The organism is Desulfovibrio faecalis, assembly GCF_053570625.1.
In genome coordinates, this window is record NZ_JBRBQR010000001.1 from 1,390,058 (window position 1) to 1,405,675 (window position 15,618).

Here is a 15,618-nt window from a genome sequence, read left to right on the forward strand (position 1 = left end):
AATGGCCGTTGCCCTTTTGCTTGTGGAGGACAACGAGGATATTCTCGCCAACCTCTATGCCTTTCTGGAGCCGCAGGGCTATGAGCTTGACTGCGCGCGCAACGGCAGGACGGGCCTTGCCATGGCGCTTGAACAGCACTTTGACTGTATTGTGCTGGACATAATGCTGCCCGGCATTGACGGCATAAGCCTGTGCCGCGAACTGCGCGACAAGCACCACAAACACACCCCTATTATTATGCTCACAGCCAGGGATACCGTGGCTGACCGGGTACAGGGGCTTGAAGCCGGGGCTGACGATTACCTCGTCAAACCCTTTGCCCTCAAGGAGCTTGAGGCCCGCATACGTGCCCTGCTGCGGCGTGGGCGCATGTCTTCCGGCAATACCGCCGATGGTGGGGCAGTGTGGACATATGCGGATCTGACGTTCAATTCTGTTGAGCACTGGGCCGAGCGGCAGGGCCGCCGCCTGCGGCTGAGCCCCACGGGTTTTCGTATCCTTGATGAACTGATGCGCGTTGCGCCCGGCCTTGTGCGGCGTGAAGACCTGGAGCATGCCCTCTGGGGGGACGACCCGCCGGAAGGTAGTGCCCTGCGCACTCATATTCATGAGTTGCGGCGCGAACTGGACAAACCCTTTGCCGAACCTTTGTTGCACACCGTGCCGCATGTGGGCTACCGTCTGAGCACCGACCCCGGAGACAATGACTGATGCCCCGGCCAGAACCACCGCTCGCAGGCAGCTATGCAGCTGTACCCCGCCGCAGAACCAGCATCCGCCGTCGTCTGCTGGCGGCTTTTGTGTTTCTGGCCCTGATCATGAGCGCGGCCTTGGGCATCGTGGGGCGGCTCTCCTTTGATTCGCTGGCAACCTACCTTGTGGGCTGGCACGCAAGGCCCGTGATGGAAGCCTTTATTGAGGCTGAAAAGCGCGCCTGGGAAGCCGAAGACAACGGCGGCGGCAATTTGTATTACGGCGAAGACCTCGCCGTTGTCATGCACTGGCGCTTTCTTGTGGGCAAGCAGGTGCCGCAGCAGTGGCAGGAGATGCCGGACGGCCTGCACTTCATCAGCCACATGGAAGAATTTATTCTCATTGAGCGCAGGGATGACGTCATCTATGTGCTCACTGGCGGCACGGGTGCCTTTTTGGCCCTGAAACAGCGCCTGAACCATATTTTGTTGCTCTGCGCCGTCAGCGGTCTTGCGCTGGCGGTTGTGCTGGCTGTCGTGCTGAGCCGCCGTCTCACCGGGCCGCTCAGCAGGCTCACCACTGCGGTGGAAAGCCGCCCCCCGGAACGTATGTATGCTCACGCGCAGGAAACGCCGGACGGCATGCCCCCCATCCCGCTGACCGGGCTTGATGACGAGGTGGGCGTATTGGCGCGGGCCATTGCTGCGCGCGAAGAAGCCTTGCAACGGTTTGTTTTGCGCGAGAGCAACTTCACGGGTGATGTGAGCCACGAACTGCGTACGCCACTGACCGTCATGCAGGGCGGCCTTGAGATTCTCGAACTGCAACTGCAAGGTATTCCGCAGGCTGAAAGACTTGCTCCGGTGGTGCAGCGGCTGTTGCGCACCACGGCTCGTATGTCCAATACAGTGCGTACCTTGCTGATGCTGGCCCGCAGCCCAGAAGAAATAGAATTTCAAGCGCTGGATTGCAGCGCTTTGCTGTGGGGGATCGTGCGGGAAATGGAAGGGGACGGCCTGTTGCATTGCTCTTCTGCTTTTGCCCGCATGCGCAATACAGCTCCTGATAGTATTTCTGACTTGACCTCAGCGCATGCTGAAGTATCTTTTCAACCGCCTGTTTCAGTTATTCATGCAAATCCTCTTGAAACTGGCGTGAGAGCCGCGCCACACATCGTTGGCAAAAAAGCGCATGGGCATGGCCCGGAACAGCGCCCGCCTGTGGCCTTGCAGACTGATATCGCCCCCACTGTGCAGGCTCGTGGGCAAAAAGAACTGGCGGCGATCGTGTTCAACAATCTGCTGGACAATGCCTGCCAGTATACTGAAAATGGGCGCGCCAGTGTTTCCCTGTGTCAGGGAGAACTGCTTGTTCGCAATCGCGGGTATATCCCCATCGGCGTTGATATTTTTGCCAGGGGTGTGCGCTGTACCCAAAAAGCAGTCAGCGGCAGTGGACTTGGCCTTTCTCTGGCGCTCAGAGCCTGCGAAAGGCTTGGCTGGCGGCTTGATATGGTTTCAGATCCGGCAGACAGTGAAGCTGTCTTTCGCGTGATCTTTCCGCAGATATCTCAGGGAGTTGACATATAATGCCCGGTCTCCAATCTCGGCAGAGCATGGCCTCTGCTTTTGGCTTGTTTTCTGGCAAGCGCCGGTGGGTGCTGCTTTTGCTGCTGGCAGTGGTGGCGCTGCTGTGCTGGCGTTTATTTTTCAGCGGCAATCAGGCGCGCCGTGGCATGGGCATGGATACGCCGCCCGTGCGCGTTGCCGCCGCCCTGGCTCAGGATGTTCCCCATTTCCTCAATGGCCTGGGTACGGTGCTGCCCTCAAGCGACGTGCTCGTGACCAGCCGTGTGGACGGCCAGTTGCAGCGCCTGCATTTCAAGGAAGGGCAGCGGGTCAAGGCTGGCGACTTGCTGGCGGAGATCGATCCCAGGCCTTTCCAGGCCTCGCTGGATCAGGCGCGCGGGACCCTTGCCAAGGATCAGGCCCAGCTGGACAATGCCCGCAAGGATCTGGCGCGCTATGCCAAGCTTGCGCAGGGCAACTTTATTGCGACACAGCAGTTTGAAACCCAGCGCGCCCTTGTGCGCCAGTATGAGGGCACGGTGGAGGCCGACAAGGCCGCCGTGGATTCCGCAGCGCTCCAGCTGAGCTACAGTCGCATCACGGCCCCCACGTCGGGCCGTCTGGGCCTGCGCAATGTAGACGAAGGCAACATGATAAAAGCCTCTGACACCTCCGGCATTGTACGCATCACCGAGGTCAGCCCCTGTGATGTTGTGTTCACCCTGCCGGAAAGTCAGGTGCCCTTGGTCGTGCAGGCCCTGCGCGCCCACGAGGATGATGTTGACCGCCGTCCCTTGCCAGTACAGGCCTGGGACAGGGAGCAGAAACGCCTGCTTGACGTGGGCGGGTTGCTTTCTCTGGACAACCAGATTGATCTTTCCACCGGCACGGTAAAGCTCAAGGCGCGTTTTCCCAATACTGAAGGGGCCTTGTACCCCAACCAGTTCGTCAACGCCCGTTTGCAGGTACGCGTTCTTAAAAATGCCGTCACAGTCCCCACTTCAGCGGTGCAGCTGGGGTCGCGCGGGGCTTACGTCTATGTGGCGGCCAAGAACGGCAAGGGGCAGGATGCCGTAACGGTGCGGACCGTAACCCCCGGCATTGCCACAGACGCCCTGACAGTTATTGATAAGGGCCTTGAACCGGGCGAACAGGTTGTGGTGGACGGTCTTGACCGTCTGCGGGACGGCATTGAAGTGAAAATTACGGCCTCCGCAGAAACACCCAAGGCACAGCCTGCGGAATAGCGCCCGGCCTTGCCGGGATTGCCCACCGAGTCTTCCACCCCTTCCCGCAAGGGGGAGCATCCTCCATATGAACCTATCGCGCATATTTATTTTACGGCCCATCGCCACCTCGCTGCTCATGGTGGCCCTGTTTCTTTCAGGGCTGCTGGGTTACCGCTATTTGCCCGTGGCGGCCCTGCCGCAGATAGACTACCCGACCATTCAGGTGCAGACGCTCTATCCCGGCGCGTCCCCCGATGTTATGGCCTCTGTCATAACGGCTCCCCTTGAGCGCCAGTTTGGCCTCATGCCCGGCCTTGTGCAGATGAGCTCGCTTTCCTCCGCCGGGGCCTCGGTGGTGACCCTGCAATTCGACCTCACGCTTGCCCTGGATGTGGCCGAGCAGGAAGTGCAGGCGGCCATCAATGCTGCAAACAATTTGCTGCCCAGCGACCTGCCTTCGCCGCCCATTTACAACAAGGTCAACCCGGCAGACCCCCCGGTTATCACCCTTGCCGTCACCAGCGACGCCATGCCCCTCACCCGTCTGGAAGACCTGGTGGACACACGCATGGCCCAGAAAATTTCCCAGCTGCCCGGCGTGGGCCTTGTGACGCTTTCGGGCGGGCAGCGCCCCGCCGTGCGGGTGCAGGTGAACCCCAAGGCGCTTGCCAATGCGGGCCTTACCCTGTCGGACGTGCGCACGGCAATTTCCAAGGCCAATGTCAACAACGCCAAGGGCAGCTTTGACGGCCCAGAACGGGCCAGCACCATTGACGCCAACGATCAGCTCGCTTCTGCCGATGCCTATGCCGAAGCCATAATCGGCTACAAGGACGGCGGCCCTTTGCGCCTGCGCGATGTGGCCGAAGTGGTGGAGGGTGCCGAGAACGCCCGCCTCGCGGCCTATGTGGCAGGGGAGGGCATGAGCTTTCGGCCTGCCATCGTGCTCTCGGTGCAGCGCCAGCCAGGAGCCAACGTCATAGACGTTGCGGACAGGGTTTTGCGGCTTCTGCCCGTGCTCAAACAGACCTTGCCCGGCAATGTGGACGTGCGGGTGGTTACAGACCGCACAACCACCATCCGCGCCACGGTGCACGATGTGCAGCTTGAGCTGCTGCTGGCTGTGGCGCTGGTGATCTGGGTCATCTGGCTGTTTTTGCGCAATGCCAGAGCCACCATTATTCCCGCTCTGGCCGTGCCGCTTTCTCTGGTGGGCACCCTTGGCGTCATGCATCTTGCCGGGTACTCGCTGAACAATCTCACGCTCATGGCTCTGGTTATCGCCACCGGCTTTGTGGTAGACGATGCCATTGTGGTGATCGAAAATATCTCGCGCTATCTGGAGCAGGGGCAAAAACCCGTGCAAGCCGCCCTGACCGGGGCAGGGCAGATAGGCTTTACCATTATTTCGCTGACCATTTCCTTGGTGGCGGTGCTTATTCCCCTGCTGTTCATGGGGGATGTGGTGGGGCGGCTGTTCCGCGAATTTGCGGTAACGCTGGCCGTGACCATTCTTATTTCTGCGGTTATTTCGCTCACGCTCACGCCCATGCTCTGCGCCATCATGCTGCGGCCCGAACAGCATGACGGAGCCCATGCACAGCAGGGAGACGGCAGTTTTTTTACTCGTCTGCTGGCCTGGTATGAAGAAAAACTCGACTGGGTACTGCAACACCAGAGCCTGACTCTGGCGGTGGCGGTGGGAACCCTGGTGCTCACGGTTCTGCTGTACATTGGCGTACCCAAGGGTTTTTTCCCCGTACAGGATACGGGCGTCATCCAGGGGATGGCCGAAGCGCCGCAGGATACGTCCTTTGAGGCCATGGCCGGGCGGCAACGCCAGCTGGCCGACCTCATACTGCAAGACCCTGCGGTTGAGAGCGTGGTGTTTTTTGTGGGCGTGGACGGCGTCAACCAGAGCATGGGGACTTCGCGTCTTTCGGTGGAACTTAAGCCGCTGGAAGACCGCGATGCCCGCGCGCCTGCCATTGCGCGCCGCATTATGGAAAAATCCACCGCTCTGCCGGGCATGACCCTGTATTTGCAGCCCGTGCAGGATCTGACCATAGAAGACCGCATTTCGCGCACCCAGTACCAGTTTTCTATAGAAGCGCTGGACAGGGATCAGCTGGATCAGTGGCTGCCGCGTATTGTGAACGCCCTTTCCCAGCGTCCAGAGCTAGAAATGGTAACTAGCGACTATCAGAATCCGGGCCGCATGGCATGGCTGAACATTAACCGGGACGCCGCCGGCCGCCTTGGCATAAGCATGTCAACCATTGACAACGCCCTGTACGATGCCCTTGGGCAGCGGCTTATTTCAACCATTTTTACGCAAACCAACCAGTACAAGGTGGTGCTTGAAACTGCCCCCCGTTTCCGTATGGGGCCGCAGTCCATTGAAAACATCTATGTTTCGGGCGGCGATGGCAAACCCGTACCGCTCACAAGCCTGGCAACGCTTGAGGAACGCCCCGTGCGGCTTTCCATTGCGCGTCAGGGGCAGTTCCCGGTGGCGACCATTTCTTTCAACGTGGCGCGTGGCTCTTCGCTGGGTGCGGCGGTCAAGGCCGTGGAAGAAACCGAAAAAGAATTGAAACTGCCCACGGCCCTGCGCACCCAGTTGCAGGGCGCGGCCAAGGCCTTCACCACGTCTACAAACAATCAGGTCTGGCTTATTCTGGCGGCCATCATCACCATGTATATTGTGCTGGGCGTGCTGTACGAAAGTTACGTCCACCCCGTCACCATTCTTTCCACCCTGCCGTCTGCTGGCGTGGGGGCTTTGCTGGCCCTGATACTGGCAGATATGGATCTTGGCGTGGTGGGCATTATCGGCATCATTCTGCTTATCGGCATTGTCAAGAAAAACGCCATCATGATGATCGACTTTGCCCTGGATGCGGAACGCAACGAAGGCAAGGAACCTCTTGCCGCCATTCGGCAGGCCTGCCTGCTGCGGCTGCGGCCCATCCTCATGACCACTATGGCGGCCCTGCTGGGCGCATTGCCCCTTATGGTCGGCTGGGGCATGGGCGCGGAACTGCGGCGTCCTCTGGGCGTGACCATGGTGGGCGGGCTTATTTTCAGCCAGGCGCTCACCCTGTTCACAACGCCTGTCATCTATCTGTGGTTTGACCGCGTGAGCCGTCGCTTCAAGGGCCATGTGGCAGACAGCGGAGCCGGACAGGACGGAGCCGCAGCCCGGAGCGATCCCCCGCAAGAGGCACGGCCATGAGTACAGAGCGGCAAGACGCGGAAAATCCGCATCTGCAAGGCCGTTCTGCTGAACAGGCCGACAATGCCGTCACTCCGCCTGGGTCGGAGGCATCTGTCCGCCCTAGCCGTGCGAGCAGGCTCAAAGCCCTGCTGGAGCAGGGCCGCAGGCACCGTTTTGGCCCGGAGGCTCTGCCAGCCAACCTTTCCGCGCCCTTCATCCGGCGTCCTGTAGCTACGGCCTTATTGACCTTTGCCATTGCCCTTGCGGGCATAGTGGCTTTTGGTCTGTTGCCTGTGGCTCCCCTGCCGCAGGTGGATTTTCCTGTTGTTGTGGTGCGTGCAAAGCTGCCCGGCGCAGGGCCGGAAACCATGGCCGCCACCGTTGCCACACCGTTGGAACGTTCACTTGGCCGTATTGCTGGCGTGTCGGAAATGACATCCACCAGCTCGCTCTCCAGCACCGAGGTGGTGCTGCAATTCGATCTTGACCGCAATATTGACGGCGCGGCCAGAGACGTGCAGTCGTCCATCAACGCCGCCCGTTCAAATCTTCCCACCATGCCCTCCAACCCCACCTATCGCAAGGTGAACCCGGCGGGCGCGCCCATCATGATTCTGGCCATTACCTCTGATGTGCTGACCCGTACCCAGTTGTACGATGCAGCCTCAACTGTGCTTGCTCAAAAGATTTCGCAACTGCCGGGCGTGGGCGAAGTTATTGTGGGCGGCGGCGCGCTGCCCGCAGTGCGCGTGGACGTTATCCCCGATGCCCTCAACAGGGCAGGCCTGACCATGAGCGACGTGCGCACGGCTCTTGCGGCGGCCAATGCCTTTATGCCCAAGGGGCAGGTGGACAATGGCGGACAGTACTGGCTGATTGGCGCAAGCGACCAGCTGCGCAAGGCGGAGGACTACAAACCGCTTATTGTTGCCCGCAAGGCAGACAAAATCATACGCCTCTCGGATGTGGCAGAGATCAAGGACGGCCCGGAAGACGTGCGCGCCATGGCTGTTTCCGACGGCAAACCGGCGGTGCTGCTTATTGTGTTTCGTGCGCCGGGGGCAAACATTATTGAGACCGTAGATCAGGTAAAGGAAATGCTGCCGCAGTTGCGTTCGTGGCTGCCCGAAAGCGCCGACCTTGGTCAGAGGCTCGACCGCTCGCTGACCATCCGTGCCTCGCTGCGCGAGGTGGAAAAAAGTCTGGCGCTTTCTATGGCGCTGGTGGTGCTGGTAACCTTTTTGTTTTTGCGCAACGGCAGAGCCACGGCCATTCCTGCGGTGGCGGCTCCCGTGTCCTTGCTGGCGACTTTTGGCGTCATGTACTTGTGCGGGTATAGTCTGGATAATCTTTCGCTCATGGCCCTGACTGTTTCTACCGGTTTTGTGGTGGACGACGCCATTGTTGTGCTCGAAAATATCGTGCGACGGCTGGAAATGGGTGAAACACCCATGCGTGCCGCCCTGCGCGGTGCGCGCGAGGTGGGCTTTACCGTTGTGTCCATTTCCATTTCTCTGGTGGCGGTATTTACGCCCATCCTGTTCATGGGCGGCCTTGTAGGGCGTCTGTTCCGCGAATTTTCTGTGGTGCTCACCACTGCCGTGCTGGTTTCCATGGTGGTTTCGCTGACCACCACTCCCATGATGAGCGCCATGCTCTTGCGACCCATGGCACATGAGGATGCCGCCGCAGCACAGGCCGCCCGCCTGGGCGCTGGTGGGCTTGCGGGCCAGTGGTGGCGTCTGCTGGCCCGTGTGGGCGATTTCTGGGGGCGGCTGCTTTCTGGCATGCAGCGCGGTTATGCCAACACCCTGCCCGTGGTGCTGCGGCACCCGCGCCTGACCATCTGCTCGTTGCTGGTGGTGATCGCCGCCAACGTGTGGATGTATGTTGTTGTGCCAAAAGGCTTTTTTCCGCAGCAAGATACGGGCGTCATCATGGGCGGCATACGTACAGACCAGAGTTCTTCGTTTCAGGCTTCGCAGGCAAAGCTGCGCAAGCTTGTAGATGTCATCAAGGCAGACCCGGCGGTGCAGCATGTATCGGGCAACATCAACAGCGGACGCGGGGGCGGCGGTGGGGTCTTTATCGCCCTGAAACCTCTTTCGGAACGCAAGCTCGATGCCATGGCTGTAATCGGGCGACTGCGCGGCAAGCTTGTTGCCGAGCCGGGCATGCAGATTTTTTTGCAACCCGCGCAGGACATCATGATGGGCGGGCGTGGTGCGCGCTCGCAGTATCAGTACACCTTGCAGGCAGACAACCTGGAGGACCTGCGCACGTGGGGCCGCAAGCTGCAAAGGGCTGTGGCCGCCAACCCCCTGTTCAAGGATGTGGACAGCGATATCGAAGAACGCGGGCTTGAAACTCTGGTCAAGGTGGATCGCGATGCCCTGGCCCGTTACGGCCTGAGCATGGAGGATGTGGACGCCGCCCTTGGCAATGCCTTTGGACAAAGTCAGGCATCAACCATCTATCAGGATAAAAACCAGTATCATGTAGTGCTGGAATACGGGCCGGACTGGCTGACCGGTGCGGATGCTCTTGGCAAGGTGCGCCTGCCGGGCGCCAACGGCCTTGTGCCGTTGCTCAGCGTCGCCACGGTGGTTCCTGCTTTTGCGCCTCTTTCTGTGGCGCATCAGGGGCAGTTTGCCGCAGTGACCATCTCTTTCAACCTTGCATCCGGCGTGTCGCTTTCGCAGGCGCAGGAGGCCCTGGCTGCCATCAAGGCGGAACTTGCCATGCCGTCCTCTATGGTGAGCGGCTTTCAGGGGACGGCAAAAATGTTCAGCGATACCGATGGCAATCAGGTTGTGCTGGTGCTGGCGGCACTGGCCGCGCTGTATATTGTGCTGGGTATGCTTTATGAAAGTCTCATTCATCCGCTGACCATTCTTTCAACTTTGCCTTCGGCGGGCGGCGGGGCCTTGTTGGCCTTGATGGCCTGCGGCATGGAGTTCAGCGTCATTGCGCTTATCGGTGTGTTGCTGCTCTGCGGCATTGTCAAAAAGAACGCCATCATGATGATCGACTTCGCCCTGGAGGCTTCACGCACGCGCAATCTGCCGCCGGATAAAGCGATTTTTGAGGCCTGCATGCTGCGCTTTCGGCCTATCATGATGACCACGGCTGCGGCTATTCTTGGCGCTGTGCCTCTGGCTCTGGGACACGGCGATGGCGCGGAAATCCGCCAACCTCTGGGCGTCACCATCGTGGGCGGCCTGCTGGTCAGCCAGTTGCTGACGCTCTACACGACCCCGGTGGTCTATCTGTGCCTTGACCGCCTGAGCCGTCGCTTCAACCTTTGGCGCAAAACACGGCGTCGCTCAGTTGCACGGCAAAATAAACAACTCATAGTCAAATCCTAAGTTTTTTGAGCAGCCCCCATTGCCCTTTGCCTGCATTTGAGAAAGGATATGGGCATTCCCCCACCTGTGATCCAGCGAGGAATGTCATGTACCACTACACGCTGCACATCCTGCTGCTCATTTCGGATCCTTTGCTGGAGGCTTCGTTGCGAGCTGCCGCGCCGCGCCCCGGTTTTGTCCATATAATTACTGCCAACCATGATCCGGAGTCTGACGCTCAGGCCCAATGCGCCGGGGCCTATATTGTGTTGCTGGACGCTCCCCGGCTTGAGCATCTGCCCGCCATGCGCCGCGCTGCCAAGTCGGACGCCCTTTTCATCTTTGCGGGCGAGGCCCAGCCTGGGGCAGAATATCTGCCGCTGCTTGATGATGTATGGCTTGGCCCTGCAAACAGCACTTTGTGGGACTTTCGCGTGGCGCGCCTGCTGGATGCCGTGCGACAGCACCGGGATAAAGACCTCGCAACTCTGTACCTGAACACCGTCATCGACCTGACCACAGACCTTGTGTGGTTCAAGGATGCCAAGGGCACACATGTAAAGGTGAACGAATCCTTTTGCCGTCTTGTGGGCAAAAGCCGCGAGGTTGTTGAAGGGCGCGGGCATTACTTCATATGGGATCTTGAGCCGGAGGAATACGCGCAGGGTGAATTTGTCTGTCTTGAGACGGATCAGATCGTCATGAACTCGCGCGAGGTGGGGATTTTTGACGAGGTGGTCAAGGCACCGCAGGGCATGCGTCAGTTCAAAACGCGCAAGGCTCCCCTGTTCAATGTCGATGGGAGTGTTATGGGAACTGTGGGCATTGCCCGCGATGTGACCGACATTGCCAACATGACTGCGGAGCTTGATCTTGTTTTGCAAAGCATCCCATATGCTGTCATGCTTCTGGATGCGGACAGGCGAATTGTCAATTTTAACGAACGGTTCAGAAAGCTCTTTGGCATTACGGGTACGGATTACATCATCGGTGAGAAACGCGAAGATTTTCGCAAACGGGCCATTGAGCGTCTGGGCTTTGCCCGAAAGGGAAAGCACGTCAAAATGCGGTCAGCCGTGGATGGACATGAGCGCATTATTGACATGTACGAAGAGGATATCCTCGACATCTTCAATAATGTGATCGGTATGATCTGTATCTACCGGGATGTCACCCGGCAGCGGCAGGTTGAAAAGCGGCTGAAAGAGCGGGCCAATACGGATGAACTGACGGGTCTTTTCAACCGTCATTATTTTTTCAGGCAAATACCTGTAAGCTTGCCTCTTGGCGCGGGGCTTGCCTATGTGGATCTGGACAACTTCAAGTATGTCAACGACAGATATGGCCACGACACGGGCGACAAAGCCCTGGTGCTGACAGCCCAATTATTGCGCAAGCACTTGCGGGGCGCGGTGATCGCCCGCTTGGGCGGGGATGAGTTTGCCGCCTACTTCCCCGAAGGGTGTACGGAAGAAAATCTGTGCACCTGTGCCAGAGATCTGCTGGCCGCCATGATTGAAGCGTATGACGCGCACAAGGCGTATCAGGGGCTTTCGGCCAGTATTGGCGCTGTGCTGGTTGAGGATCTGGGCCTTTCGCGCGAAGATCTGGTGCGGCGGGGCGATCTGGCCATGTATACGGCGAAGCGCCTTGGCAAAAGACGTTACTGTTTTTACACAACCAGCCTTGAGTAACGGGCGGGGCATTCCCTGTGGAAGTGCCGCCAGCACAGGGCAGACACGGGCCGGATATGGGCCGAATTCGGGTGCAGACCATGCGTGTTCCAGCATTTGAGCTTGAAGTATTTTTTGGCAAATACGAATTTTCTACGCCGTATCTTCTGGCGCAGTCAGACTGCGAGGCCATGAGTATTGATGCCCTGCTGGGGTTGGAGCCGGATGCGGCCTCAGCCCGGCAGGATTTTTTGAACACCAGCCTTGGCTATGGCGAAAACAACGGCAGGCCCGATCTTCGCCGCGCGGTGGCAGAGCTGTACGCAAGTATGGCCGAAGAAAATGTGGTGCTGTTTACGGGCGCGCAGGAAGGCATTTTTGCCTGCATGAACACCCTGCTTGAGCCAGACGACCATGTGGTGTGCATGTTCCCCGCCTATCAGTCCTTGTATGAGGTGGCCCGAAGCATGGGCTGCCATGTGGACTTCTGGCATCTGCGGCAGACGGAGCAGGGCTGGCAGGGAGATATGGACGAACTGGCCGCTCTGTTGCGGCCCGACACCAAGGCCATTGTACTCAATACGCCGAACAATCCCACGGGCTTTACCCTTAATCGGGAACAGACCGATAGGTTGTGCGCGCTGGCTCGTCAGCGTGGTGCCTGGATTTTCTGCGATGAAGTCTATCGGGGATTGGGCTGGAACGCGCCAAGCGTAGGTGCAGAGGGCGCTCCCGGGTCGCAGCAGGCAGGCGACAGCGCACTCTGGATTGCAGACGCGTACGAAAAGGGTATCTCGCTCGGCGTGCTCAGCAAGGCCTACGGCTTGCCGGGCTTGCGCGTGGGCTGGCTGGCCTGCCGGGACACCGCACTGATGGAAGGCGTTGCGCGCTACAAAAACTATCTGAGCATTTGCGGGGCAACCCCCTCGGAAGCGCTGGCCCTTGTGGCTCTGCGGCACGGGGAACATCTGCTGGCAAAAAATCGGGCTATTATCAGCGAAAACCTCAAGACGGCAGACGCTTTTTTTGCCCGCCATGCCCACATGTTTACCTACAACCGTCCTGAGGCTGGCCCCATTGGCTTTCCTCGCATACGGCTCAGCGAGCCTGTGGCGGGTTTTTGCGAAAGGCTGGCCCATGAAGCCGGGGTTTTGCTGCTGCCGGGTTCAGTATACGGCATCAAGGAACCGTATTTCCGCATAGGCTATGGCCGCAAAAGTTTTGCGGCTCACCTTGCCCGGTTTGAGGAATGGCTGGTGAAAAAGGGACTTGCGTAAAAATGGCTTAAAATGTTTGGGCCTGCCCACCATGCGCAACAACCCCCGCAAGGCTTAGCCCTGCGGGGGTTGTTTTCAGAATTGCGGAACAGCGCTGTCTTTGCCTGCGTTGACGGCGTCAAGATACCTAGCCCAGGCTTCGCCAATGGCAAAAAGTTTTTCGCGGGGGATTGCCGCGCTGTCATACGTAATCAGTATGGAGCCGCTGACGCTGTTGCCCTCCACAGCATGTACACCGTTGATGGCCTCCATTTTCTCACGGGCCAGCCGCAGTACGCTTTCATGCCGCAGGGCGGGATGGCGTATGCGCACCCTGCCGTCTACAAAACTGCGCACATACCTAAGCAGATGGATGGCGTTCATAATGGAACTCCTCGCCGGGCAGACTTTTCGGCAGGTGGGGGCGCATGGCGTTAAGGGCAACGCCCAGTGTGGTCAGGTTATGCAGCAGGGCGGAAACGCCCGGCCCCAGCACCATGAACAGGCCTCCCATCAGGAACAGGCTGTTGAGGGTCATCGTGGCCACAAAATTTCCGTGGATGCGGCGCAGGGTATGATTACCCAACAGGCGGGCGCTGACCAGCCCCTCAAGGCTGGGATGGGTCAGCAGCACGTTGGCGACTTCGCGGGCCAGATCCGTGCCGTCGCTCATGGCAACACCCACATGCGCCGCTGACAAGGCAGGGGCATCGTTGATGCCATCGCCCACCATGAGCACCTTGCAGCCTTCTGCCGCCAGTTCCTGCACAATGCGGGCTTTGTCCGTGGGCAGCACCTGAGCGCGAAATTCCGTAATGCCCACCTGTGCAGCCACGGCTCTTGCCGTGCGCTCGTCGTCGCCGGTCAGCATGAGCACCCGGCGCATGCCAAGGCCGCGCATGGCTTCAACCACTTGTGCCGCCTCGGGCCGCAGGGGGTCTTCAATGGACACCAGCCCGGCTGCCTGTCCGTCCTCGCTCATGAAAAGCAGGGAACGGCCAAGCTCGGTCTGCTGGCCGATGGCTTCCGCAAGGGGCGAAAGGTCAACGCCTTCATCGTGCTCAATGTAGTGGCGGCTGCCCACCCGCATTTTTTTACCGTGCAAGGTGGAGGCAACGCCGTGCGCCACCACATATTCCACGTGGGCGTGTTCCTCTGCGTGTTGCAGGCCTTCTTCCTCAGCCTTGCGCACAACGGCGCGGGCCACAGGGTGGGGGAAATGTTCTTCAAGGCAGGCCATGATGCGCAGCACTTCATCCCGCTCAAAGCCTGGGGCGGGGATAACTTCCACAACCTTGGGGCTGGCCTGGGTGAGGGTGCCAGTTTTGTCAAAGACCAGCGTATCAGCTTCGCTCAGGGCCTCAAGATAGCGACCGCCCTTGATGGCAATGCCGTGGCGCGCGCCTTCGCGCATGGAGGCCAGCACCGCCAGCGGCGTGGCAAGCTTGAGGGCGCACGAGTAGTCCACCAGCAGTACGGAAGAAGCCCGGCGAAAATCGCGGGTGATCAGCCACACAAGCCCGGCAAGGCCAAAGGTGAAGGGTACGGCCAGATCAGCCAGACGTTCAAACTTGCCCTGCACACCCGCCTTGAGTGATTCTGACTCTTCAATAAATTTTACGACCTGACGTAGGCGTGTGCCATCGCCCACATGGCGGGCGCGGATCACAAGCCGTCCTTCTTCAAGGGCAGTGCCAGCGTAAACAGAAGCACCCTCAGTGCGGCGCACGCCAAGGGGTTCGCCGGTCATGGACGACTGATTCACAAGGCCGCAGCCTTCGGCTACCTCGCCGTCAACAGGGATGGAGCCGCCCGCATGCACAACAACCAGATCCCCTTCTCGCACCTGCGCCAAGGGGACGGAAACTTCTGTGCCGTCCACCAGCAGCCAGACGTTTTCCACATTCAGGGCGAGGCTTTCTGTCAGCGAAGCCATGGAGCGGCGTCTTGTCCAGTCTTCAAGGGTCTCGCCCAGTCCCAGCAGCAGGGTAAGCATGCTGACAGTGCGGAAGTCGCCCATGATGAGCGATGCGCCAATGGCGGCAGCGTCCAGAACGTCAACGCTCAGGGTGCCGCGCAAAAGCGCGCCCAGACCTTTGAACAAAAAGGGCAACGCGCCGATGACGCTGTTGAAAACGCGCAGGGCCAGCGGCAAAAAGGGGCGCACAAAAACATAGCGAATCAGGGGCATTAGCCCCTGACCGGGCGAAAGCGCGTTTTCGTAGTGCTGCCCCTGAATATCAAACTGAGCGCCTGCATCAGCCGCGCCCACCAGCAGGGTGAGAGCCGTGACGCGCGTTTCTTCGTTGTCATAAAAAATCAGCAGGCTGCCAATCAGGGCATTGGCGCGCACATCGGTGATGCCCTCCAGCGAGCCCAGCGCGCCAGCCAGCGCCTCGATACGGCCTTCTCCGAGGCTGCTCGATGCGCGCACGCGCATTCTGCCGGATTCAGGCGTTGTGATGCCACGCAATTCATGAACAATAAAAAAACGCATGCGCGCTCCTTGAAGCGAGGCGGCCTGGGCCGCACTGTCCTGAACGATCCTCTGCATATACGGGAGGATGGAGGTTTTGTGTGCCGCCCGAATGTTCGGGCGGCACTGGCAGCTTCAGCGCCGAAAAAAGGCGC

9 protein-coding genes are annotated in these 15,618 nt (G+C 59.5%); 7 read left to right on the forward strand and 2 right to left on the reverse strand.

The genetic code is table 11. From position 1 onward, the window contains the following. Window position 1: 1 nt before the first annotated feature. The 7 genes from ACUZ79_RS06160 to ACUZ79_RS06190 all read left to right on the forward strand — a co-directional run bounded on the left by ACUZ79_RS06160 (window position 2) and on the right by ACUZ79_RS06190 (window position 13,008). Complete coding sequence (locus ACUZ79_RS06160; protein ID WP_449251015.1) at window positions 2-712, forward strand: response regulator transcription factor; 711 nt, start codon at window positions 2-4, stop codon at window positions 710-712. Beyond that, a complete protein-coding gene (locus ACUZ79_RS06165; RefSeq protein WP_449251016.1) occupies window positions 712-2,283 on the forward strand; it encodes a sensor histidine kinase in 1,572 nt (523 codons plus the stop codon). The genes ACUZ79_RS06160 and ACUZ79_RS06165 overlap by 1 nt, the downstream gene beginning before the upstream one ends. Then, window positions 2,283-3,509 carry an MdtA/MuxA family multidrug efflux RND transporter periplasmic adaptor subunit gene (locus ACUZ79_RS06170; RefSeq protein ID WP_240824070.1) on the forward strand — a complete coding sequence of 409 codons (1,227 nt, stop codon included), beginning with the start codon at window positions 2,283-2,285 and terminating at the stop codon, window positions 3,507-3,509. Before ACUZ79_RS06165 ends, ACUZ79_RS06170 begins: the two co-directional genes overlap by 1 nt. Window positions 3,510-3,576: 67 nt before the next feature. Further along, window positions 3,577-6,729 (forward strand): MdtB/MuxB family multidrug efflux RND transporter permease subunit, encoded by a 3,153-nt coding sequence (locus ACUZ79_RS06175; protein WP_449251017.1) that lies wholly within the window; start codon window positions 3,577-3,579, stop codon window positions 6,727-6,729. Further along, a complete protein-coding gene (locus ACUZ79_RS06180) occupies window positions 6,726-10,079 on the forward strand; it encodes an efflux RND transporter permease subunit (protein ID WP_449251018.1) in 3,354 nt (1,117 codons plus the stop codon). Before ACUZ79_RS06175 ends, ACUZ79_RS06180 begins: the two co-directional genes overlap by 4 nt. A gap of 86 nt (window positions 10,080-10,165) precedes the next feature. After that, window positions 10,166-11,752, forward strand: a complete 1,587-nt coding sequence (locus tag ACUZ79_RS06185) for a sensor domain-containing diguanylate cyclase (protein ID WP_449251019.1) — start codon at window positions 10,166-10,168, stop codon at window positions 11,750-11,752. A gap of 80 nt (window positions 11,753-11,832) precedes the next feature. After that, complete coding sequence (locus tag ACUZ79_RS06190) at window positions 11,833-13,008, forward strand: aminotransferase class I/II-fold pyridoxal phosphate-dependent enzyme (protein WP_449251020.1); 1,176 nt, start codon at window positions 11,833-11,835, stop codon at window positions 13,006-13,008. Window positions 13,009-13,083: 75 nt separating this feature from the next. On the opposite strand, the gene ACUZ79_RS06195 is transcribed toward ACUZ79_RS06190, so the two are convergent. Both ACUZ79_RS06195 and ACUZ79_RS06200 read right to left on the reverse strand, forming a co-directional pair. After that, complete coding sequence (locus ACUZ79_RS06195; protein ID WP_022658131.1) at window positions 13,084-13,371, reverse strand: HMA2 domain-containing protein; 288 nt, start codon at window positions 13,369-13,371, stop codon at window positions 13,084-13,086. Continuing rightward, window positions 13,349-15,484, reverse strand: coding sequence for a heavy metal translocating P-type ATPase (locus ACUZ79_RS06200; RefSeq protein WP_449251021.1), 2,136 nt, complete (start codon window positions 15,482-15,484; stop codon window positions 13,349-13,351). The genes ACUZ79_RS06195 and ACUZ79_RS06200 overlap by 23 nt, the downstream gene beginning before the upstream one ends. Between the last annotated feature and the right edge of the window lie 134 nt (window positions 15,485-15,618).